Below are 23,740 nucleotides of genomic sequence, written 5' to 3'. Positions count from 1 at the left end.
TCCCACCTACCGTTGGGCTATCGCCCTTCACACGCTTGAGGAAGGAGAATTCTTTCGGTAAATTCGTTAAAACTTTTAAGTTGATCGATGTGGCGGTATCCCTTTAAGAGAAATATTAAGCAGTTAGCCTTTGCTAACCGCACTTTTATTAGAGATATTTACCTGTTGATATTACGTTAATATGATGAAAATTTGCATAAGAATCTTAATATTTAGAAAGGAAATAAAAAAATGAAAAAATTCGCATCAACACTATGTATAGCTGGAGTGACTTTAACTATTTTAGGAGTATCTCCTCAAAGTAGCTATGCTCATCTCGATCAAATTGATTTAACTGAGAATGATCCTATTGCTGCAGGATGGTCTGCAGAAGCTCCGTATCATTCTGATAAAAGTACACATTTATGGATTGCAAAACAAGCTATTGAAATTATGAAAACAGAATCTAATGTTGAAGCAAATAAGCAGGCTGTGGACTTTTTAAATTATCCGCAATATAAAGATCTATTTTCTAAAGGATTATATGATGCAGATTATAATGCAGAGTTTAACGATGGCGGAACAGGAATAGGCGGTGTTTTTAAAGGCGGATGGAAATCTCATTTTTATGATCCTGATACTAAAGAAAATTATAGAGGAGAAACAAATCCAACGGCTCTTACACAAGGCAAGAAATACTTTTATGAATCTGGAGAACATTTACGAAATAAAGACTATGAAAAAGCTTTCTATTACTTAGGAGTAGCCACGCACTACTTTACAGATGCTACCCAACCTATGCATGCAGCAAATTTTACTGCAATTGATACGAGAGCTATAAAATATCATAGCTATTTTGAAAATTATGTTACAACCATTCAAGATCAATTTGCAGTTAATACTGGAGGGAATTATAACGACTCTCTATCTACACCTGAAGAATGGATTGATTATGCAGCCCGAGTAGCTAAACCTGAAATTCAAAATATCGCTAATGATAAAACATTTAAGTATTACAATAGCGGTAAGGCGCAATTGTGGCAAGAAATGGTTACCCCAGCTGTGCAGCGAAGCTTAGGAGAATCTCAGCGTAATACAGCAGGTTTCCTAAATCTTTGGTTTAAAACGTTTACTAAAAATGTGCAAGCTCCAAGTTTAGAAACTGCACAAATCTATGATATAGCAGGAAATGTTATAGAAGCAGGGAAAAACTATTATATCGTACCAAATGAATCTCCTTTTCAAGGTCTAACGTTTGAATGGTATGTAGTAAATCGTTACGATTATGTTTTACTTGCAAATAAAAAGAATGATATACAATCTGGTACACCTATGGAATTTGTATTTTACAAAGATAATGATGCAAAGCTACACCACGGTGAAAGCGTATACCTTCGCATGAAGCATTCTAATTATGATCAATATCAATATTTAAATTGGTCCAAATATTCTAGTTGGGTTCACCTTGCTGAGAAATCTGATAGTTTGGCTGACTTTAAAATTCAAATTAACCCGAATAATCCTACAGAATATAATATTTTTACAGATGGTTATCCATTAAATTATGAGAATATAAATGCAGAGAAAAGTTGGATTGTACTAGGTGAAAAAACACAAAAACCTAGCTCATGGAAGTTTGTACCTTTCAGATAACCTAAACACACTCGTTCCTAATCAGAACGAGTGTGTTTTTTGTTTTGAGGTATTTGCTTTTCTTAAGTTGTTGGATGTGGGATCACCATACATGCCCATCTACTTAAGAACGGAAACAGTTTGATCAACTTAGGGGGAACAACCTTGTTCAATCAGATGGTAAAAGCTGTACCGAATTTATTTGCGATTGGAAATTTATTGTGCGGTGTTTTTTCAATTACCATGAATATGAGTGACTACTTGGGAGTAGCCTCCATAATCACTTGAAAATCTTTTGTAAAATTTTAATTTTGTCCCTATACGGCGGAAATACAATCCCTAAGTCTATACTTGAGCATTTCTTTAAAATGCTTTTACGATGTGTAAAAGTATCAAAACTATGTTTACCATGATAGGCACCGAACCCCGCAGTTCCTACTCCGCCAAAAGGCAAGTGTAGATTAGCCATATGTGACATTGTATCATTGACGCATCCTCCCCCAAAAGAAGTTCGTCCTAGTATTTGTTTTTCAACATTTTTATTTTTAGTAAATACATACAAAGCTAACGGTTTGGGATGGTTGTTAATCATATGAATGACATCATCTAAAGCATTGTACTCCATAATTGGTAAAATCGGCCCGAAAATTTCTTCTTTCATAGCTGCAGCATCCCACGATTTTACTTCAAGAAGTGTTGGTTCAATATATAAATGACTTCTAGATGAATTTCCGCCAAATATTATATAATTTTGGTCTTGTTCTAATATAGAAATAAGCCTATCAAATTGTCTCTCATTGATAATTCGACCATAATCATTGCTTTTTGATACATCTGAGCCATAAAAGCTAGTAATAATTTCTTTCATTTTTGAAATCAGTTTTGCCTTGATAGATTTATGCACAATAACATAATCAGGTGCAATACAGGATTGTCCAGCATTTATGAACTTTCCCCAGATAATACGTTTGGCCGCTATATCAAGGTTAGCAGTGTCATCGACAATAGTTGGTCCTTTCCCCCCCAGTTCTAATGTTACTGGTACAAGATTTTTCGCTGCTGCTTCCATGACAATTTTTCCAACTTGAATGCTACCAGTAAAAAAAATATGGTCAAATGGTGCATGAATCAATAAAGAAGTTATTTCTCTATCTCCTTCAATAACACGAATATATTGCTTATCAAACGTTTCACTTATTATTTTGTTCATTACAGCTGAAACATTTGGTGCATTTTCTGAAGGTTTGAGAACTACACAATTTCCTGCCGCAATTGCCCCGATAAGAGGTTCAATTAATGATTGGAATGGATAATTAAAAGGGCCAACAATTAGCACTGTACCATATGGCTCTTTTATTATGTAACTTTTGGAAGGTGCAAGATGAATAGGTGTTTTTACTTTTTGAGGTTTCATCCATTGTTTTAGGTATTTCATTATAAAATTGATACTGTTATATGCGAAACCAACTTCGGCAGCATATGATTCAAACTCACTTTTGTGTAAATCTTGAAATAATGCGCTCAGCACTTGTTTTTCATATTTTCGAATAGAATTTTTCAATTTTTTCAACTGCTTAAGTCGGAATTGAAGACTTCTCGTATGATCATGATGGAAAAATTGTCTATGCTCTTGAATCAGTTGTTGCACATTATCAGCCATTATAAAATCCCTCCAATAGAAAAAAATTCATATACTATGCACATCAATTGTAGAGAGTATTTTAAAACATACTATAAATTTCTAATAATGTGCACTGAAATTATATTCTCAATAAGCAGCTAATATACAAGGTGTGTGATACTTATGTTTACACGGGGAGACAACGCCACATCATTATAAAACCACTATCTATAAAGAAAAAAGACATTATCCTTTCCTATGGTTTCTCAGAAAGAATAACGTCTTTTGTCATTTCAGGGGGGATTTTGTCTTACTAGCTTGATAGCGATGGGGCCCCACCAACAAAACGCTGAAAACATACGCTAAGCAAATTTCGCCATGAAAAAAGCCGATTTTCCCTACACTAAGGTATCATCGGCTTTATTTTATTGAATAAGGGGCTGAAATACTATTCTTTTTGTAGAAGTATTATTAGGAAGGAAGGCGTTTTTGTATGAATCTATCGATTTCTGATGAACCCAACGGATAAGCACCGTTCAGAAATTTATTTTTATATTTTGGATTAGGATGCTATAATAGCTTCTATTTTAGCGCATATATACGACGTCTTTGGCTCTTAAAAACAAGTCATGGCTTCTCTCCTTTATTATTGTGTTGTGTTTGATTGTGAAGTGCATCAAGATTCCTGTAAAGTCTAATATGAATCGTTTTCATGTTTATGTTCTACACGATTCATCGCTTCATATGATTAATTTCACTTATTCAAATGTAACGGTTTGATAAGTGAAATGTATTACCTCCCCCTATTATACATCTGGAATGTACATGTTTTACTACAGGTTCATTATAAAATATATTTTCTCAAAACGTCTTATTTTCAAAATAAATATTTTATTATAGATCTATTATGTTACACTACATGATAGTGTTTTATTCTTGAAAAGATGGTGAAAAAATGGAAGAAAACAAAAAAAGTAAGAGATTTTATGCAGTTGCTTTCCTCGTTTCAACAAGTTATATTTGGCTTTTAATTTTAGGAGCTTATAGTATGGGGATTCCCCAATATAATAATTTACTCTACGGCATACTTTTAATGACAGCTTTTACATTTATTTTTACAATTCCAATTCTTTATATCGGTATTCCATTGGTATATATTGGTTTAGCGCTTGTCTTGCTCCGTATATTCTCTGTAAAGCGAATGTTAAGTTACTATGCTCTATCTTGGGTGGTATTATGGATTACTTTACAGGCCCCTTTATTAATTTATGGACATCATGAAAAAAACTACATATTTAAAGAACAAGTAGAAAAACAACAAATTGTAGAAAAAGTAAAAGCAGCGGTTGAAAAAAAGAATGGTCCTATTAAGATTACAGATATGTTTAAAGATAGTATGCTAGATTGGAATGAAAGTGCAGGAAGCCCTGCTCATCCGAAGTTAAACATTAGATATGAATTAGTAAATTGTGATAAAGGAAAAGAAAAGCAAATCAGTGGATATAGCTGTACATCTACTATCGAGACATACTACAAAGATAAAAAATGGATAGTAGATTTAGATTCAAAAGAAAATGCAAATGCAATGAATATATTAAAAAATAACCAAAAGGCTGAAGAAAAGGAAAAGAAGGAATCCCTGAGCGCTGAAGAAGATACATTAATTCGTAATAGAGCGGAATTAAAGGCAGTGGAATATTTAAAAGAAGATTTTAATTTGAATTTAACAATCGTAAAGCAGACATTTAATAAGAATACGAATTCCAATAATAAAGCAAACCCTTTATCGTATAAAGTTCATGAAGCAATATTTAACGGATATTTGAACGAGGATCCGCAAAAAGATGTCACGGTAAGAGTCGAATATGATCCAAACACAAAGAAATACTTTATTCATATGTATAAGTTTGAAATGAGTGATGAATCAGATAAGGAAATTGAAAAACAAGTTGAATTAAAAAAAGCAAAAACTAATTAAAAATGAGATATCTGTAGCTTTGAATTTTGTTTATCAAACTTTATTTCAAAGTTACATAATACACCTTATCAAGTTCATTTTATATAAAGTAGTATTCTGGTATGGATATACTTACATACTTCGTTGACTACCTAAGAACAAGCCGAAACATTTACATCTGGATGTGAATGTTTCGGCTTGTTTTTGAATTGAAGAAATGATAATAAAACTCTATTTTGTTATCATTTTTGACAGTTTACTATATAGCAAGGTAGGAGATAAATAATTTGAATCCTAGACATGGTCTGTTAATCTCCCCTTTATACCAATATCCTTTTAAATTACTCTAATAAATGAACTTTATTTTATTTTTATCTTATCTTTACCTTATCTTTAAAATTTTATATTAAACTTTACATCTAAAAGAAAAGATTTCGAGTCTAAAAAAGAAGGAGAAAAGGTGATTATTGCATCTTTTATAAATAACCAACCACCATTGAAAATGCAATTTTTTATACAAGGAGGAGTAATATATGAAGAATAAGAGTAAAAAACAAGTTATTATATTGTTTTTTATTAGTATTTTAGGTTTAGGAACAATCATTGGGATACTATATTTTAATCATAAAACTAATATTCATAGAAATAAAGCGCTCGCTACCGAAGAACGTTTATTGCAATATGAGCCCATTATGAAAAAAGAATTAGAAAAATATAATTTAGGAGAGAAAACAGCACTTTTGTTAGGAATTATGTACCAAGAGAGTAGAGGTGAGGGCAACGACCCCATGCAGTCCTCTGAATCACTTGGATTAAAGCCAAATGAAATTCAAGAGATAAACTTGAGCATTAAACAAGGGGTAAAGCACTTTGCTCAAATGTACAAATATGGAACAGAAAAAGGTGTTAGCATGGATACAATTATTCAAAGCTATAATATGGGACCAGGGTATATTGATTTTATTTCCAGTCAAGAGGCTAAACGACACTCAGACGATTCGGCTAAAAAGTTTTCTAAGATGAAAGTTGATCAGAATCCAGACATATACACTTGTGGTGGAAATAAACAAAATTTTAGGTATCCATATTGTTATGGTGATTTCACATATACAACAAAGGTGAATGAAAAAACAAAACTTATTGAAGAACTTCTCCAAAAAAAAATTTAAAATATAATTCGAAAGGTTTTAATGCAAGAACTTAAAGTTACGTGTAAGAAATCTATTAAATTAGGTCGTATTAATCCTCGTATTCCAAAAATAGTATGATTACATACCCATTTGGCTAAGATAAGTTTGGATTGATATAACAAAAACGTTATTCTTTCAAATTTATCTTATCTAGAAAGAATAACGTTTTTTTACTTTTTGGAGTTGTTTTATATCCTTAAGTTGATGGAAATGTAAGATGCACTTAATAGGTTCTTTGAAGGGGATATTAATCTTTATTACTCTGATGGAATGTTTTCTTGAACTAATTCCAGTTCCAACTCATTTTTTGTTTTACCCTTTTTAAATTCATATTGTGTCCCAATTTCAGATTCACTGAACTAATTCAAGAGATACTCCCCTATCCACCAAAGAAATGATATTCGTATTGTCCATTCATGCCATCTTTGACAGCTATAATATTAGTAAGCTTGTAGTTAAGTGAACCATCCCCGTAGTGAACCTCTACTAATAACTGTTCTCGTGACCAAAGAGCATCATAGTACTTTTTAACTCTTTCGTCAGTTCTAATAATAAACCCATCTGCAGTAGACATTTGCTCCTGATAATTCAAAGTTTTAGCTTCAATAAATGAAAGTTCTTCACTATCAACAAAAATCTTTTCAATTTCTTTCGTCACATCCATATAACCTCATCCCCTTTCCTCCAGAATACCATATAAATAATCGTCGACTTAAGGGACAAATTTAAAAGATCAGCTTAAAACCAAGCCGACCTTTAGGAGAACCTTACCGATTTTTTCCTTTAACTCTTATCCCTTCCCCTATTACGCAACTAGATTGTTAGGCTATTCGAAAAAATTTATCTATTTTATTAAACCGGTCACATTTGCTCATACTAAGATTGTAAACACTTATACTAGGATCTGAGCACGTACCAATCTTGGAAAACAACCGTACACGTTGTGTCGTCATCCCCGAAAGCAATGAATGATGTATATAAAGTGAAGTGTAAAATAAATGAAACGTATTAGTAAATCATTCATGACGTACAGGTGATAGAAGTCAGGAATAAGATAAATTAAAGTGAGTTTTCTCCTCACTTTTTTCTTTTGAAGCGTGATGTGAAAATAATTGTAATTCATCAGATACAGAAATAGACATACAAAAACGCCACCCTTTCCTATAATTCTACAGAAAGAATAGCGTATTTTTTGTATTTTGTTTTGTTAGTTTGATAGCAATGTGGCTATGCCCTTCTAAGGGGGCCTTTTTATACTGCAGGTTCTGTTGGAGCTGGTTGAACAGGAGTTACTTCCCCGCCATCCATGTCATCATACCTCATAGATTGATTCATAAATTCACCAATCATTTTTTGCAACTCATCCATTGGGACAATGTTCTTTTCAGAAGTATCGAATGTGAATTTGATAGGCTTATCGATAGATTTAATATCAGAATTAATATTCATATCAAATTTAATTGTTTCTTTTTCGTCTTTAGAATTTTCTGCTTCGACATGAATTGCTGCATCTTGTTTTTTAATCGTTGTTCCATCCATTGTATAAATTAAAGAAACAGATGATTTATCAAGATTTGCATCTTTTAATTTTTCCTTAAAGTCTGCAATTTCTTGTTTTGTTCCAGTGAAGTTTTTCATTGTAGACATTTCATCAAATACCTTTTCAATCACTGTTTTTAAATCTTTACCTGTTAATTTCACAGTATATACATCTTTTTCTTTTGTAAATTTGTCTTCAGGAAGTGCTTTGATTGCATCTAATAACGCTTTCTGCACTTTCTCTTGGATTTCCACAGATTCTTTTGTATCTACTTCCCCTAAATCTTTCATATCCATTTTGATAACTTTTCCTTCTAGAGTAGAAAAACTATCACCAGGAACGCCAGCTAATTGTAATAGTGATTTTACATTATTCGCTTTTACATATAAAGCCTTTTTCCCTTCATCCATAAACATTGGAATCGATATATCCATTTTCATTCCATCTGTTTTAATATTTGCACCAATTGTTATTTCATCTTTTTTTGCATCTTTATCTGTTTTTGAATCAACTGTAAATGATATGTTTTTTAACATATCAATTGCCGCTTTATCTTCTGTTTCCATATCTTTCGCATTAGAATCGAATTTAAAAGAAATTGAACCGCTTGATTCCATTTGTTTTGCATTCAAAATGTTTTCTGTTGAAGAAACAACGGTTTCTTTTGCAGATTTTCCACACGCAGATAAAGCGAAAAGACTTAAACTTGCTGCAACAACTAATCCTATTTTACCAAACTTCATAAAATCACCCTTTCAACTCATTAACATATCAATCATAGCATGAAAAATAAAAAATAGTAATATTTGGATAGAAAAATATTACTACTCAGCTACCTTCTTGATTTGAAGGTTTCTTATTTTCTGTATCTTTTAGACTTCCCTTTTTTCCGTTAACACTTGAATTATCAATGTTAGGAGGTGCTTTCGGACAGAACTATGTACCAACAATGCGGAATGAAAAAAAACTGTCTACTAATAAACGGATTTCAGAGAAATTACTTTCTTTATTCAATAAAACAAATGGTTATAAGCGGATAAAAGAAAAATTAATAGGAAAAACATTAACATTTGTACCCGACCATCCCATAGTCAGCAGGCTTAGTATATTATAATATCGATTCCTTTTATAATGAATTTACATCCAGGAATACATATTACTAGGTAAACGGTATCCTAGGTGCTTGATTCCTTATATCCTTAATTATCAAAATAAAAGATATCATCAAGAAAAACTACACAACTTCTGAATCGAATTAAGGAGCCTATTATGGTTCCTTTTTCTATTCAAAATAAAAAAGCAGCTGTTAAGCTACTTTGAATTCTCCTTATCCCCAAATGAAATGATATATATATTCTCCCGTTACACGTTCATTAATTCCAGCAATCCTAGCGAATCTCATTAAGTCCGCCCCTTGAAGAAAATACACCGAGATCGTAACTGGTACTTGTGACCACATGAATTGATAAAGCTCATTCACTCTCTGATTCGTCGAAACGATTAAATCATTTACAGGTCCATGATTCCATGCAGAGGTTTGAACTGAAGTGAACGGAAGGTCTTTCCCATTAACCACTATTCTTGCCACACTTTGAGTTATGTCCACAACAATCCCCTCCACCATTACAAAAATTAGACCTGTTTCTATACTTATATTCTTGATTAATAATAAATGTTTAAGGCAAACCCCTATTTCATTTCTTTTCAAAAACAATTTATTTGATAAAATAAAAAAGCAGCGGATTTGCTACTTTAAAGTAAATTAAACTATTCCTTTTTCTTTTGCTATTTCGTACAAAACAGTACGACTAACTCCTGTTTCAGTACACATACAGGGTTGCACGAGCAACATCAAACATCTCACATACTTCTACTTTCGTTTTACCAGAAGCAAGCATTTCCATCATGCCTTGAATTTGTTGAGGAGTATGAGCCTTCTTTCTACCGCCTTCTCTTCCTCTTGCCTTCGCAGCAGCTACACCACTAATAACACGTTCATTAATTACTTCACGTTCCATTTCAGGCATTTAATAAGTATAAATTTAGAAAACCCATAAACAAAAAAGAGTGCTGTGAAGAAACGCACTCATTCAAAGGACTTTACCAATCCTTACGCTTATCACAATCACAGTCACGATCATGATTACGTTTACGACGACATTCATCACAATCACAGTCGCGGTCACGTCTACAACGACGGTCATCACAATCTCTATGTCTGCGTCTACAGAACATTAAATCATCCCAAAATCTATTACAATCTCTGCAATGTCTGAAATTACAATTACATCCCATAAATATGATTACCTCCTCTTAACTCTTGGATTCCTCATATTCTATGCTAAAAAACAAAAACAGCTTGTTTACTAGTCTATTTTCTGCATTTTAAATTAATAATATTATTATCTAATCTTTAAGTCTCAAATCTATTTCACCCCTTATCTTTCCTTAACAACAAACAAGACGCCACCCAGATCACGCGGTAGCGCCTACGATAATTGCTATACACTTAATCAAACTCATTTATTCTCACATTATTTATTTCTTTGCTTCCATACCCCATTCTCTTTACGATAAGTATTCTTGCCATTCATGAAGTCAGCTGTATTGCCAGGAATGCTATATTTTTTATTTTTCATTTTCTTTCTTTTCTCTTTAGACTTCTCCAAAATAATTTGTTGTAGATCTGCTCTCCATTGCTTTAAGCGTTCTTTTTCTCGCATCTTCACTTATACCCCTAATGAAATTTATATATGTTCATATCAAATATACATCTAGAATTAAATCAACGAAAGGGGTTACAAATATTTATCAACTTAGTTTAAGTGTATATTTCAATTCAAATGTCCATTTTATTCAAATTTAAAAGAGCACCCGCCATTAGGTACTCTTCAACAAATAAGTATGATGCTTCGGGTTTCACCTCATATGATTTCTCTATATTAAAATCGAGAATTTGAGGTTTAGTCACTTAACAATAGTTTTTATTTAAAACAGATAACTGATTAATAATCCTGCTGATAATAAGAAGCCAAAAATCGTATTTGTCATCGCTGTTGATTTCATTGCTATGCGCATATACCCGGGATCCTTTTCCCCTTTTTGGAAACTTCGAATTGCAGAGATTGGCTTTTTCAAACCTAGGAACATAACTAATGCCCAAGGGCTTATATAACCCATCAATACAATTACGGTAATCCATAAATAAGCAATGAAAAAGGCTACAGCTAGTGTTACTACAGCTTTCTCTCTCCCAAGGAGGATTACCAATGTCTTTCTTCCACCTTTAATATCTTCTTCGATATCTCGGATGTTATTCGACATGTTGATTGCACCGACTAAAATTCCAATTGGAACGGAAATCAATACACTTTCAATCGTTATAGTATTCGTTTGAATAAAGAAAGCAATGATTACGAAACATGTTCCCATTAGCAATCCAGAAACTAATTCTCCAAACGGAGTGTACGCAATTGGTAATGGACCACCTGTATATAAATAGCCAACCGCCATCCCAATTAAACCGATAACGACTAACCACCAGCTGCTATTCATACAAATATAAATGCCAATGAATGCTGCTACTACATACAATAAAAGCGCAACTGTTAACACATTTTTTGGTTTCAATCCATGACGGACAATTCCACCACCAATTCCAACAGAATCAGCAGTATCTAATCCACGTTTGAAATCATAGTACTCATTAAATAAATTCGTTGCTATTTGCAATGCTAAACATGCAACCATCATCGCAATAAATAAAAGCCAATCAATTTCGGCAACATAAAGTGATGCCACTGTCCCTAAAATTACAGGAGAAAACGTCGCCGTTAATGTATGTGGCCTCGTCATCTTCCATATTAATTTAGCGGAACTAATTTCTTTTTCATTCCCCATAACTCTGTTCAATCTCCCTACATTTTAAGTATAAATTACTAGCAGTATCTTTCTATCTATTTTCTGCTGTACATCTATTATATCAAAAAAAGGATTGGTGATAGAACTGTAATGCTCTTGCTTGTCCCCCTATCACTCTTGAATTAAGTTTTTCAACAAAAGGCCCGTTGCTCACATTCGAACAACGGACCTTTTTTATATGAACCAATTTAAAACATCCTCAGTAATCTCTTCTGGTCTATGCCAGTGCATTAAATGTCCTGTATCTTTATAAAGCTTAGTTGTAATATCAATATACTTCTTAAATTCCGCAATTTGCAATTCTCTTATTTCTAAATAATTATCTGGAAGATCACAATACAATAATAAAATATCGCTTTTAATTTCATGAGATTTCAATGTTTTATACACCGTATATTGAAACTTAATTACACTTCGAGCGGTATCGCCAGTAGCATGCCATTTCACTTTACTATCTTCTTCTCGCATTAAATCATAAACCGCACGTTCTATTAATGGTGACCATCTGCTATAAACCATTTTTTCTGATTGGATGAATGCTTCTTTATTGTCAAAAATATATTCATCAAAATCTTTTTCATAATGATTGATTTCTTCTTCTAATGATCGCGGTGGACACTCCCCTTCTTTCGAATCTTTATATAGCTTCGCAAAATAATCTGCATTCATTTTACCATGATGATAACCACCATCTAACAAAATCATTTTATTAACTTTTTCTGGACATTCTGCTGCATAGTGAAGTGCAACGCTTGCTCCCCATGAATGTGCTAATATATGAAATGTTTCTTTTCCTATCTGCTCCAGTAATGCTACTACCCAATTTGTTAAATGGAATGCACCGTAATCTTCATCCTTCTTAAAACTTGGTGTTTTCCCATGTCCAGGTAGATCAAATGATACAATATGATATTTATCCTTTAAAAGTTCCGCTATTTCTATAAAACTTAATTTTGTACTTCCTAAACCATGAAAACAAATGATTTGAGGTTTACTTTTATCTCCCCATTCACAAACACTTGCTTGGTATTCACCAAATTCTACAAAAAAGTGATTCATTTTTAATCTCCTCTAATTATTAGATGTAAATTAGTTCCAATTCAAAATTGTTTTTTCAGAATAAATAAATTCAACAAAATTATCCAAATCCCTTTTTCGCAAATGATTTTTATAGAATACGAGAGTTAGAAAGTACCAAACGCTTAACTTCATGTATATCGATGCGAATTCATTTAAGTTAATGGTTAGACTACATCTTCACGCCTATGAAATTAATATAGTTTAATAATTATATGATTCGTGATTCTTGTACTATTGTTTCATCCTCTTTAGACGCTGTCACAAAGGGAATAAAGTGAAACTTTATTCAGCCCTCACCAATCGGGCGTTTACGGGCAGCCCGGCTCCCACCTAACTTCTTTGCATTCACTGAATTGTGAGGTGGGGGTCTTACTGCCCGGCAAATAGCGGGATAAAATTAGGTTATATTCAGCCAAATTATTAACCATAGAAAGTTCATACATAGAAGAAAGAGCCTACTTGTATTAAGTTGGCTCTTTCTCTTTTAAAATATCTAATACGCTCTACAGCAAAAAATATGATTCAGCGAATAAAAAATTACTTCCAAACAACCCCTCGCCTTTCATATTCCATTCTATATTCAACAGCAGCTGCAATTTTGGAGCTTGCGAACTTTTCAGTAATCCAAAGACCTAAATCGATTCCTGAAGTAACTCCCCTTGCAGTAATAATATCGCCTTGATCCACAATTCTGTAACGAAGAAGTTCTGCACCGTATTCACTCATTTCATCCTGTGCCAAATAGTGCGTCGTCGCCTTTCGACCATTCAATATACCTGAGGCAGCTAGTAGCATACCTCCTGTGCAAACTCCAGCAACAATTGTTCCTTCCTTGTGCATCCCTTTAATCATTTCGGTCAAGGTACTAATCTCTGCTTGCTTTCGTGCGCCATGTTCGACTTTATGATTCCAGCCACCACCAGGTACAATTAACAAATCTGGGCGATTATCCATTCGTAAAAAATCATTTAGTTTAACCGTAGCTCCAAACGAAGTAGTAACTTCTTGCTTTGGTTCACTTGAAACGAATTCAACCGTAAATGAAGCCCCTTCTTCTATCGCTCTTTTGAGTACCTCAAACGGTGCGAAAGAGACAAGCTCTCCGAAGCCATCAAACAATACAATTTGTATTTTCATTTTTAGAACACCTCATATGGTTTCTTTTTTGAATCCGAAATTAGGAGAATAAATGTTATCTACAAATTAACAATGAAGATATTTTTTCCCCCCTCACTCTATAAGCTTCCAAATGTTTTTCTAATTCCCTCTCATCACTTATTATACTTAGCGTTTTCTTCACAAAATTCCAATTCAAACTACCAGATAGCCATAGTAATGAAGAAAGTCTTTTATAATCATTTAAAGTTAAAATATTATTAGCCTTATACCCTTCTAAAAATGAACTAGCAACTCTCGCACACACCTCATGCGAATGTATTCCTTTTGTTCGAGAATACCACTTTATTAAAAAAGCTAATCCTTCAATGCGGTCTACATAACTAATAGATTCAAAATCTACAAATCCTTTTACCTGTTGGCTTGAGTCCCATAAAACATTCAAAGGATTTAAATCTGTTTGTACGATAAACTCTAAGTCACTCGTATGTGCGTATTCTATATGATATTTAGCAAGATCTATATACTCCCGTAATTCCTTACATGCGCTTGCCTTACTTTCTAACATATTAAGAAACTGGGCATACCCATCTAAATGAGATTTCTTTTGAAAAATCGAGCTTTGAAATGTACTAGAAATATCATGGATCTTTCTTGCTTCCGTTCCAAAGGCTTCTGCAATATTTTCTGTACAATGTGTAATATGTTCTCCTTCAATCCAATTAGACAATACAAATCGGTATTGTTCATCATTCCAGGTGACAAATGTAAATGACTCTCCTGCCCTATTCTTGTTAATTTGCATAAAAGGAATCCCCTGCTCGCGTAAATAATACGTATACCGTACCTGCTCTTTCAATTGTTCATTTGATAACGTCCCAAAGGCAGGATTGATTGTTCGAGTGCTATTCATAAATCTTGCTGAATATCGCTTTCCATTCACCATAATTTTATAGTGTAGATCGGTATTCCAACTATCCTTATGTAATTCTTCCTCCACTGCTATTGAATGAATTTCTTTAAAATAATTCATTAATACGTCTTTTATTATGTGTTTCACCCTATTCTCCTTTCATATAAAACCTTTTAAGTTGATAGGTTTGTAAAATACGTCTAAGTTACTCAAATGGAAAATAATACCCTACATAATTAAACACATTTGCAAACCCTACATTTTCTACAACAGCCACAGAAGGCTTGTTCAATTCCATACAGTCCCAATATGGAATGATGTTATTCTCCAAACACTCTCTTACAAAACTATGAGTTATCTTTTGGGCTAATTTTCTTCCCTGATGACCTTCTATTGTTTCAATATCTATACAATGTATATTTTCAAAGACGAATCCTGAAAAACAAACACTTATGATCATATTGTCATAAGTAATGCAATAGCCTATTCCCTCAGTAAAAAATTCATCTGGTGAGGACCAAAACTCTAAAATTTTTGATTTTAAAAATTCAATGTTCTTCAATGAATTTTCATGATTTTCATGATTTTCATAGAGGCTTTTACTTATTTTCAATACTGTATACCCTAACTCAATTTTAGGTTCATAATTATCTTCATAGTCTTCTTTTTTAATCGTATACACTCTTTGATTCCAACTCTTTAATTTACGATGCTGAAATATTTTTTCAATTGTTTTATTCCACTTTGAATGATTGCCGATTCCTTCAAAGCAATTTAGTTCAACCTTTCTCGCCTCAGGTTCTATTACATTATTAATAAAACTATTAATTTCTTTATTAAACTTTTCATTTTCTGCACTTCCTATAAAAAAGAAGCCATCGTTATTACCTAACCATATAAGCCCAGAATTAGGAGAATAGATGTTATCTACAAATATACGACCAGGGTTCACTCCTGCAATGACAGCTTTTACTTCTAATTGCCCTTTTTCATTTACTAAACCGGTACATTTATAAAAATCATTCTTGTTTAATTCAGAAATCATATGTTAAACCACCTTCCTGGAACTCCTCTATTCTAACTTTACCACTATGACAGAATATTCTCTATTCGTTTTAATAGTTGTTTTTAACAATGAAATATATAATAAAAAAGAGCCAATTCCCCTATACGATAGAAGATTGACTCTTTCCTTTATTTACTCACCTGTTTCAGAAAATCGTTTAATCCGTTCTCCGATTTCATCGCGAACACGTTGAAATTCAGACCACTCTTTACCTACTGAAGCGTTAAATCTCCAATGAATAGATTCACATGTGAAGGAGTAGGCAAATACATGGAGTCCGCATAATTCCAAAGAACGTTTTTATCAAGTATTTCTAAGGTCCACAATTGGGACCTATTATAGAACTAAACTTAGATTTTCAAACGACTATATTGCTAATTCTTCATTTGGTGAAGTATTATGTATCAACAATTCTAATATAATCCGGTCTAGTTGTAAGATTCCCCCTCAAAAATTATCCTTCATTCAAATCTGTAAGGAGGTCATTTTCCCATGCAATTGTATTCAGGTAAGAATCTCTAACTCTAAACATACTCTGTGGGTAAGTAAAATTATATTTATCCACATTCGTGAACTTTATGTCCGATTTATTAAAATGGCAACCGATATGATAAGCTAAAAAATACTCTTTCCAATCTGAATAGGATTTTTGAGCAAGTTTTGCCGCTTGTATCATATAATGTTCTGCTTCTTTTTTAGATAAATAACCTAATCTATTACCAATTCGACTTAAATAAATACACTGTGCATAATCAAATGCAGCAATCCCAGCATCCGGTAACATATGCAATGAGTAATTCACAATGTAGATTTTTTCATTGCTTGACTGACTCGTAAGTGACAGCTTTCGCCCTGCTTCTGAAAGAGGAGTTAATTGATTGTGTATAGTGTGAAATTCTTGGCGTGTCCCTTCTTCTAATAACCATTCAATCTTTTCTTTTAATTGTGCTGAGTCGTTACAATCAAATTCCCTTAATTGTCTTTTCAAAAACCTTTTACCAAGTATACGGTCTCTTATAAATGTAGATTCATATTTTGTAAAATAATGAACAAGAAAATAACTATCTATACAAATTGTAGACAGGCATCGAAAATATTGTTCTATCTGCTTTTGCTTTCTTGAAACGAACACCTAAGCTCCTCCTTAAAATTTGATTTTCAATCTATAAAACTTCCATAATTCCCAAACGATTGGAAGAAAAAGAATATACTTGAAAGGTAATCGCGTTACAGTAGCAAGTATAAAGAATAAGAAATACACCCAAGTACGACTTAAAAATAAGCCACTATACCAGAATATCCACCCAAATATATGAGCCTTTGTTATCTTTTGTTTAGGTGCTTTCTTTCCACCTTTTGCAAAGAATGTATTGACGTATGAGAAAAACTCAACACGGGTTATATCTATTTTCAGGGCATCTTGCACTATTTTTTCAGCTTTCTCTATTTCTCCTATTTTTTCTAAACATTTTGTCATCATCAGCATCGCATCCATATGCTCTGGATGGATAGAAAGAAGATGTTCACAATCTTTGATAGCATCGTGAAATTGACCAAGATTATACTGAATACGGGCACGATATAATAATGCATCTGGATCGTTTTTATCAATAGACACAATATCGCTAAATGCCTGTAATGCCTTCTCCTTATTATCTATACGTAAATAATAAATACCTTGCATACGTAATAATTCGGGGTCCCTTTGATACATTGCAAACGCACGATCCAATTCTTCTTTTACATCTTCTAGTTCATTCGCTATCAGTTTCCTTTGAATTTCTTCTCGTACATAAAAATACAACTCAAAATCTAAATCATCATTTTTTTCCAAAATATCATAACGCATTTCTTTTTCGCCGCTAATTCTTTCTAATAAAAATTGGATTGTTTCTTCTCCGTATTCATTTACTAAATCATCTTTTTGTTCACTGAATCGAAATACTTGATCGATTAATTCCCAAATCGAATGTGGGAAGTGATAATGATATAAGAAGAATTCAATTAACTGATCTTGTAGTGCTGCTGCATATTGAACATCCCATATCACGTCTGAACGCAATATTTCTTCCCAATTTCCCTGCTCTATCCGTGCAAAGAAATTATCATAAAGCGTTTCAACACTTTCCATGAATGTATAAACTGGATGCTCAGCGATTGTAGTAGTAGCAATTTCCGCATCACTGTCAGTCCATGGAGAAATTGCAAGTTCCCTATCAGGAGCGGTAATTTCATCTATTTGAATCGACGGCTTATCTTTCATATTTTTCGCACTTTTTACTGCCTGATCAAACGCTTCTCTTAATCGTTGATATCCTTCTGGATCCTCTTCTGGATGATGTATTTTTAAAAGTTTTGCATAGGCTTTTTTAATCACCGAAATATTGTCAGTAGGTTCAATCTCCAACGTATCCCAAATACTCATTAGCGATTTGCCCACCTTTCCATACTTTCAATATGTTCTTTTAATATACTAGAAGCTTCTTTAATCTTTTTATCATTTTGTGTTGTAAGCACGCTCTCGAATTGTTGTAGTAATATAGAAATCTTTTTACGTTCATCGCCCAGCAATTCTTCGTAAAGTCGTTCACACTTTGCAAGAAGAAGTCGATTTTCTTCTCTATCTCTCGGATGAATTTTAATATCTCTTAACTCTAAAAGCCTCTTTTCTATTTCTTCATCTGTAAGATTTCCAGCGTTTTGCTGAATGATCGTTCTTTTCTTTTCTCCAGTTGACGTACTTATTACCTCAACTTCGAGAATGCCGTTAATATCGTATGTATAGCGAATATCAACCGATTCATTTCCAACGGGAGCGGGAGGAATTTTAATTTTGAGTTCACCTAGTTTCAAATTGTTTACTACCATGCGGTTTTCTCCCTGATATACATCAATAATGATAAATTGTTGTCTATCCTTTACTGTATATAGTCGCTCCACTTTACTTACAGGAATAGGTGTATTTCTCTCTATAATTGGGAAGAAGTAACCAGACTCTGTCTTACCATCTCCAAATTCTTGAACGACACTTGTTCCTAAAGAATATGGACAGACATCGGTTAAAATCACTTCTTCTAACGCCTTATTTCGTTCTTTCAAGGCAACTTGAATCGCGGCACCTAAAGCAACTGTTTCATCAGGATTTATGTTTGCATAAGGCATACGCCCAAACATTTTAGATATAACAGATTTCACAAGTGGCATTCTTGTAGCCCCACCAATTAAAATTACAGCATCTAAATCCTTCGGGTTTAACGAAGCATCGCGAAGGGCACGTTCAATTGGATAACGAAGACGTAACAGTAGTGGTGTTACAATTTTTTCGAATTCACCTCTATTTATGCTCGTTTCATATGTTTGATTATGAATCACAACATTCATAGTCGCAGCTGACTCATCACACAGAGCAAGCTTACAACGTTCTGCTTGTGTATAAATTAATGATAATGTTTTAGAATCAAGTGAATCTGGATCCAGTTGATGTGATTCCAGGAAAAAGCTCATTAAACTTTTTGTAAAATCTTCACCACCAAGATAATTATCACCAGCAATAGATTTTACATCCATTATCCCTTCAAACAATTCCAAAATGGAAACGTCAAAAGTTCCTCCCCCTAAATCAAATACGAGAAATTTTGTTTCTGACTCTTCTTGGTATAATCCATAAGCAATTGCTGCAGCCGTTGGTTCACTAATGAGACGTTCTACGGTTAATCCAGCTATTTCCGCTGCACGTTTCGTTGATTTTCTCTGTGTATCATTGAAATAGGCAGGGACACTAATTACAGTACCGGTAACCTCTTCATTTAAATACGCTTCTGCATCTTGTTTCAAAGATTTAATAATAAAAGATGAGAGTTCTTCAGATGAAAAAGTATATGTACCTAGTTCATATTTTTTCTCTGTTCCTATAAAACGTTTAAAAGTTGCCGCTGTTAGTTGTGGATGAGTAATTAGTCTCTCCTTCGCAATACGCCCGACCAAAATTTCACCCGTCTCATCAACACTAACTACCGATGGTGTAAGGAATTCACCTAAAACATTAGGAATAAGTGTTGCACCATTTTCCGACCATGTTGCTACTAAACTATTAGTTGTCCCTAAATCAATTCCAATTATCGCCATACTAATCCCCTCTCTTTTTACTATATTTTACTATACCGTTACAAATAGGAAAAGTATGTAAGAAACTAACAATATCAAACTTTCAGAATAAAAAAATTCTATTTCAATCTAGTTAAATGAAATACTGTGTTAAGTTATAAAAAAAGTTGTTTATTTTAAAATAAAATCGTTTAAAAGTTCCAGTCATTTCAATATTTTTATGTTGGTTTGAAATTAAATTTCATTCCAAATCAACCTTCTCTACATCCCTTAGACTCCCTTTCACCTAACTACAAAAAACCCACAGGAGTAACCTCAGTAGGACAATTTATTACATTTTATATTTTGCGTTCCACTCTGTTCTCAAAAAAATGAGAGTAAACGCTATTCGCTATCCCCCCACCACCAAAATTTTATAAACAAAAAACCATGTAAGGTGCACTCTAAAAGTAATGTATACGTTAAACCGCCTTCCTGAAACTGCTCTATTCTAAACTTTATTAATATGACAGAATATTCTCTATTCATTTTGATAGTTGTTTTAAACCAATGAAATATATAATAAAAAAAGCCAATCTCCTATACGATAGAAGATTGACTCTTTCCTTTATTTACTCCCCTGTTTCAGAAAATCGCTTTATACGTTCTCCAATTTCATTGCGAACACGTTGAAATTCAGACCACTCTTTTCCTGCTGGGTCATCAAATCCCCAGTGAACACGATTTACATGCGGCGGAGTAGATGGACAGACAGCATCTGCATGGCTACAAAGCGTAACGACTAAATCAGCACTATTTAAAATGTTTGCATCAATTATATCTGATGTTTGATTTGTTATGTCGATATTTACTTCTTTCATTGCTTTAATAGCATTTGGATTTACACCATGTGCTTCGATTCCTGCAGAATATACATTCCACTTATCTCCTAAGTATTGTTTTCCCCAAGCTTCTGCCATTTGGCTTCGGCATGAATTTCCTGTGCATAAAAAGTAGATTGTCTTTTTGTTTTCCATGTTGTTTTCCACCTTTGTTTTAACTTTTTATTGGTTGGTCATTAAAATATTTACGCTTAAACCAAAAAGCAACGTTTACAAGTGCAATCATTACAGGCACTTCAACTAACGGTCCGATGACAGCTGCGAATGCCGCACCGGAATGAATACCAAACACACCAACTGCTACAGCAATCGCTAACTCAAAGTTATTACTACCTGCTGTAAATGCTAACGTTGTAGTCACCGGATAGTTTGCACCAATTTTTCTTCCCATAAAGAAAGAAACAAAGAACATCACAATAAAATAAATGAATAACGGAATTGCTATTCTTACTACATCTAATGGCACGCTAACAATCATTTCCCCTTTTAAAGAGAACATAATAATAATCGTAAATAGCAGTGCAATTAATGTAAGTGGGCTGATTTTAGGTATAAAGACCTTTTCATACCACTGTCTTCCTTTTAGCTTTACTAGTACAAAACGTGTCAACATACCTGCTATAAAAGGAATTCCTAAATAGATAAATACTGATTTCGCCACTTCTGCCATTGTAATACTAACGATAGCTCCTTCAATTCCTAACCATTCCGGGATTACTGTTACAAACACGTATGCATAAACTGAGAAGAATAACATTTGGAATACCGAGTTAAAAGCAACTAAACCTGCTGCATATTCTTTATCACCATCAGCTAGATCGTTCCAAACAATTACCATTGCAATGCAGCGGGCTAACCCAATCATAATGAGTCCGACCATATATTCTGGTTTATCAGGAAGAAAAATAATTGCTAAAACAAACATAAGTACCGGCCCAATAATCCAGTTTTGTACTAAAGATAGCACTAACACTTTTACATCTTTAAATACTCGGCCCATTTCCTCATAGCGAACTTTCGCTAATGGTGGATACATCATTACAATTAAACCAACAGCGAGCGGAATAGACGTCGTACCAACTTGTAATGCATTTAGTCCATCTACTACACTAGGGAATACAAACCCTAAACCAATCCCAACAGCCATCGCTAGAAAAATCCATAGTGTTAAATATCGGTCTAGAAATGATAAACGTTTCATTTTATTTTCCATCTCCTATTAACAACAAGAATTTTTAGCTGCCTCATTTGAAGTCGTACAACAAGATGACTCTTCTATTTTGTGAACATCACTATCTGCTTTCGTATAAAAGAACTCCCACTCGTTACCATCAGGATCCGTTACCCAAAACTTATCTTGCACCGCATAGCAACAAGTCGTATCCATCTCATCACGCGCAAAGAATCCCTCTTTTTCTAATCTTTCTTTATGTAATGTAATTTCTTCAGCTGTATCCACTTGGAAACCAAAATGATTTACTTGATTTCCCTTCACTTCATCTCGCACGTTCAACGTGAAATTAAGACCTGGGTTTTCTAATAAAAATTTTGCATAATCCGTTTTCACCTTAACTGGTGATACACCGAATACCTTTTCATAAAATTCAATAGACTTCTCTAAATTCGTAACGTTTATACCGACGTGAACATATCTCATACCTTATTCCTCCTCTTTATATATCATTAATCAATTTTTTTTGATTAATAGCTCAAAATTTTAACAACAACTACCTTTTCCTGTTTTTCTAAAGATACAGCACAATTCTTCTGATAATAAATTATTCACTTCCGCGTCATTTAAATCATAATAACTCCACGTACCTTTTGTTTCTTTTACAATTAAACCGGCCTCTAATAAAATCTTCAAGTGATAGGATAACTTAGATTGTGTCATCTCAAAAATCTCTGTTAAATCACATACACAAGTCTGGCCTCGCTGACAAAGTTCATACATAATCTCTAAACGCTTTTGATCCGCCAACGCTTTAAATTTTTTCTCATATAACTGAAAATCTTGTGCCATTGTAGTTCACTCTCCTTTCATCAATTTTTTTTGATGTTTATAGTATATATGCTGTTTAGTTCTTTATGCAACTAATTCATCAAGTTTTTTTGATTTATAAAAACCTTCCTCGCATCATATCTTTTTACAACTTAATAGTTAAAATATTTCCGAGGAATGGAGTCTCTATAACTGTTTTAAATTTTAATTTGACCATTATAGAGTAGTGCCCCATCAACATCAAGCTAAGAAAAATAAATACCCCCAAATGAAAAAAATCGATATAACTCTTCGGCAAATAAAGATAACTCTTGTTTTTGGTGCATATTCATAAAAAGCACGTCACCCTTTCTCATTAACATAAGAGAATAGTAACGTGCTTTTAATTTCAAAAATAGTCTAAATCCTTAAGTTGATGGTTCTGGGGCGGGACCCCAATAAGAACGGTATCTAAGGTTGTATGAGAGGTGTTAGTTCCATTCCAAAGGCCTCAGCCGACGATTAACTCAAGTACCGGTTTCGGATAACCCCCATGTGATGAAGTTCGTGTCCTGCGATGCCGTACGCGAGGGCGCGCGCCGTAATGCTTAGGTTGTTGGCTGTGCCCTTGCGGGTCCACGCCTCCGCCGGTAGCCCGCGCAGCAATGTGATCGTTGATTGCCGTACGGCCCGGTAGTCTTCGGCCAATTGCGCGGTTGTCCAGCTTCCGAAAGGAGGCATGAACAATTCCTGATCGAA

At 33.6% G+C, this 23,740-nt stretch carries 23 protein-coding genes and 2 pseudogenes; 4 read left to right on the top strand and 21 right to left on the bottom strand.

Annotated elements, in window-relative coordinates:
- Positions 1–231: 231 nt before the first annotated feature.
- Entirely contained in the window at positions 232–1,632 is a 1,401-nt protein-coding gene (locus BAQ49_RS18605; RefSeq protein WP_071746598.1) for a zinc dependent phospholipase C family protein, read from the top strand.
- A gap of 144 nt (positions 1,633–1,776) precedes the next feature.
- Positions 1,777–1,890, top strand: a pseudogene (locus BAQ49_RS18600) (CDP-diacylglycerol--serine O-phosphatidyltransferase); the annotation flags it as partial.
- A 1-nt stretch (position 1,891) separates the two neighbouring features.
- On the opposite strand, the gene BAQ49_RS18595 reads toward BAQ49_RS18600, so the two are convergent.
- Positions 1,892–3,271: an aldehyde dehydrogenase gene (locus BAQ49_RS18595; protein WP_071746597.1), complete on the bottom strand. Its 1,380-nt coding sequence runs from the start codon at positions 3,269–3,271 to the stop codon at positions 1,892–1,894.
- 916 nt (positions 3,272–4,187) lie between these two features.
- Here BAQ49_RS18595 and BAQ49_RS18590 point away from each other — a divergent pair.
- Both BAQ49_RS18590 and BAQ49_RS18585 read left to right on the top strand, forming a co-directional pair.
- Entirely contained in the window at positions 4,188–5,210 is a 1,023-nt protein-coding gene (locus BAQ49_RS18590) for a hypothetical protein (RefSeq protein ID WP_071746596.1), read from the top strand.
- Between the two features lie 512 nt (positions 5,211–5,722).
- Positions 5,723–6,358, top strand: coding sequence for a lysozyme family protein (locus BAQ49_RS18585; RefSeq protein ID WP_071746595.1), 636 nt, complete (start codon positions 5,723–5,725; stop codon positions 6,356–6,358).
- 400 nt (positions 6,359–6,758) lie between these two features.
- Here BAQ49_RS18585 and BAQ49_RS18580 read toward each other — a convergent pair whose 3' ends face one another.
- The 20 genes and pseudogenes from BAQ49_RS18580 to BAQ49_RS18480 form a co-directional block, all read right to left on the bottom strand.
- On the bottom strand, positions 6,759–7,043 hold the full coding sequence (locus BAQ49_RS18580; RefSeq protein WP_071746594.1) for a hypothetical protein: 285 nt from the start codon (positions 7,041–7,043) through the stop codon (positions 6,759–6,761).
- 587 nt (positions 7,044–7,630) lie between these two features.
- On the bottom strand, positions 7,631–8,662 hold the full coding sequence (locus tag BAQ49_RS18575) for a hypothetical protein (RefSeq protein WP_071746593.1): 1,032 nt from the start codon (positions 8,660–8,662) through the stop codon (positions 7,631–7,633).
- 584 nt (positions 8,663–9,246) lie between these two features.
- A complete protein-coding gene (locus BAQ49_RS18565; protein ID WP_002078426.1) occupies positions 9,247–9,543 on the bottom strand; it encodes a hypothetical protein in 297 nt (98 codons plus the stop codon).
- A gap of 196 nt (positions 9,544–9,739) precedes the next feature.
- On the bottom strand, positions 9,740–9,946 hold the full coding sequence (locus tag BAQ49_RS18560; protein WP_071746592.1) for a helix-turn-helix domain-containing protein: 207 nt from the start codon (positions 9,944–9,946) through the stop codon (positions 9,740–9,742).
- 73 nt (positions 9,947–10,019) lie between these two features.
- The gene (locus BAQ49_RS18555) at positions 10,020–10,214 is read right to left on the bottom strand and encodes a hypothetical protein (RefSeq protein WP_071746591.1); all 195 of its coding nucleotides are present in this window, start codon (positions 10,212–10,214) and stop codon (positions 10,020–10,022) included.
- Positions 10,215–10,453: 239 nt separating this feature from the next.
- Positions 10,454–10,642, bottom strand: a complete 189-nt coding sequence (locus tag BAQ49_RS18550) for a hypothetical protein (RefSeq protein ID WP_071746590.1) — start codon at positions 10,640–10,642, stop codon at positions 10,454–10,456.
- A gap of 265 nt (positions 10,643–10,907) precedes the next feature.
- Positions 10,908–11,819 (bottom strand): 1,4-dihydroxy-2-naphthoate polyprenyltransferase, encoded by a 912-nt coding sequence (gene menA, locus BAQ49_RS18545; protein WP_071746589.1) that lies wholly within the window; start codon positions 11,817–11,819, stop codon positions 10,908–10,910.
- A 195-nt stretch (positions 11,820–12,014) separates the two neighbouring features.
- On the bottom strand, positions 12,015–12,899 hold the full coding sequence (locus tag BAQ49_RS18540) for an alpha/beta hydrolase (RefSeq protein WP_071746588.1): 885 nt from the start codon (positions 12,897–12,899) through the stop codon (positions 12,015–12,017).
- A 558-nt stretch (positions 12,900–13,457) separates the two neighbouring features.
- Positions 13,458–14,057 (bottom strand): DJ-1/PfpI family protein, encoded by a 600-nt coding sequence (locus BAQ49_RS18535; protein ID WP_071746587.1) that lies wholly within the window; start codon positions 14,055–14,057, stop codon positions 13,458–13,460.
- A 55-nt stretch (positions 14,058–14,112) separates the two neighbouring features.
- On the bottom strand, positions 14,113–15,096 hold the full coding sequence (locus BAQ49_RS18530; protein WP_071746586.1) for a phosphotransferase enzyme family protein: 984 nt from the start codon (positions 15,094–15,096) through the stop codon (positions 14,113–14,115).
- 58 nt (positions 15,097–15,154) lie between these two features.
- Positions 15,155–15,994: a GNAT family N-acetyltransferase gene (locus BAQ49_RS18525; RefSeq protein ID WP_071746585.1), complete on the bottom strand. Its 840-nt coding sequence runs from the start codon at positions 15,992–15,994 to the stop codon at positions 15,155–15,157.
- Positions 15,995–16,147: 153 nt separating this feature from the next.
- Positions 16,148–16,335 (bottom strand): annotated as a pseudogene (locus tag BAQ49_RS18520) (low molecular weight phosphatase family protein); the annotation flags it as partial.
- A gap of 134 nt (positions 16,336–16,469) precedes the next feature.
- Positions 16,470–17,147, bottom strand: coding sequence for a DUF1266 domain-containing protein (locus BAQ49_RS18515; RefSeq protein WP_071746584.1), 678 nt, complete (start codon positions 17,145–17,147; stop codon positions 16,470–16,472).
- Positions 17,148–17,159: 12 nt separating this feature from the next.
- Entirely contained in the window at positions 17,160–18,440 is a 1,281-nt protein-coding gene (locus BAQ49_RS18510) for a J domain-containing protein (RefSeq protein WP_071746583.1), read from the bottom strand.
- Positions 18,440–20,140 (bottom strand): molecular chaperone HscC, encoded by a 1,701-nt coding sequence (gene hscC / locus BAQ49_RS18505; RefSeq protein ID WP_071746582.1) that lies wholly within the window; start codon positions 20,138–20,140, stop codon positions 18,440–18,442. Before hscC ends, BAQ49_RS18510 begins: the two co-directional genes overlap by 1 nt.
- A 590-nt stretch (positions 20,141–20,730) precedes the next feature.
- Positions 20,731–21,135, bottom strand: a complete 405-nt coding sequence (gene arsC, locus BAQ49_RS18500) for an arsenate reductase (thioredoxin) (RefSeq protein WP_071746581.1) — start codon at positions 21,133–21,135, stop codon at positions 20,731–20,733.
- A 19-nt stretch (positions 21,136–21,154) separates the two neighbouring features.
- Positions 21,155–22,201 (bottom strand): ACR3 family arsenite efflux transporter, encoded by a 1,047-nt coding sequence (arsB, locus tag BAQ49_RS18495; RefSeq protein WP_071746580.1) that lies wholly within the window; start codon positions 22,199–22,201, stop codon positions 21,155–21,157.
- An 18-nt stretch (positions 22,202–22,219) separates the two neighbouring features.
- Positions 22,220–22,657, bottom strand: coding sequence for an ArsI/CadI family heavy metal resistance metalloenzyme (locus BAQ49_RS18490; protein ID WP_071746579.1), 438 nt, complete (start codon positions 22,655–22,657; stop codon positions 22,220–22,222).
- 60 nt (positions 22,658–22,717) lie between these two features.
- A complete protein-coding gene (gene arsR / locus BAQ49_RS18485; RefSeq protein WP_000046016.1) occupies positions 22,718–23,023 on the bottom strand; it encodes an arsenical resistance operon transcriptional regulator ArsR in 306 nt (101 codons plus the stop codon).
- A gap of 480 nt (positions 23,024–23,503) precedes the next feature.
- On the bottom strand, positions 23,504–23,740 hold a 237-nt coding region (locus BAQ49_RS18480), incomplete at its 5' end, for a DinB family protein (RefSeq protein WP_131802726.1).

Origin of the sequence: Bacillus proteolyticus (assembly GCF_001884065.1) — a bacterium.
GTDB classification, from domain to species: domain Bacteria; phylum Bacillota; class Bacilli; order Bacillales; family Bacillaceae_G; genus Bacillus_A; species Bacillus_A proteolyticus.
Note: the sequence above shows the minus strand (reverse complement) of the source record. Positions and strands in the feature narration are given on the sequence as shown.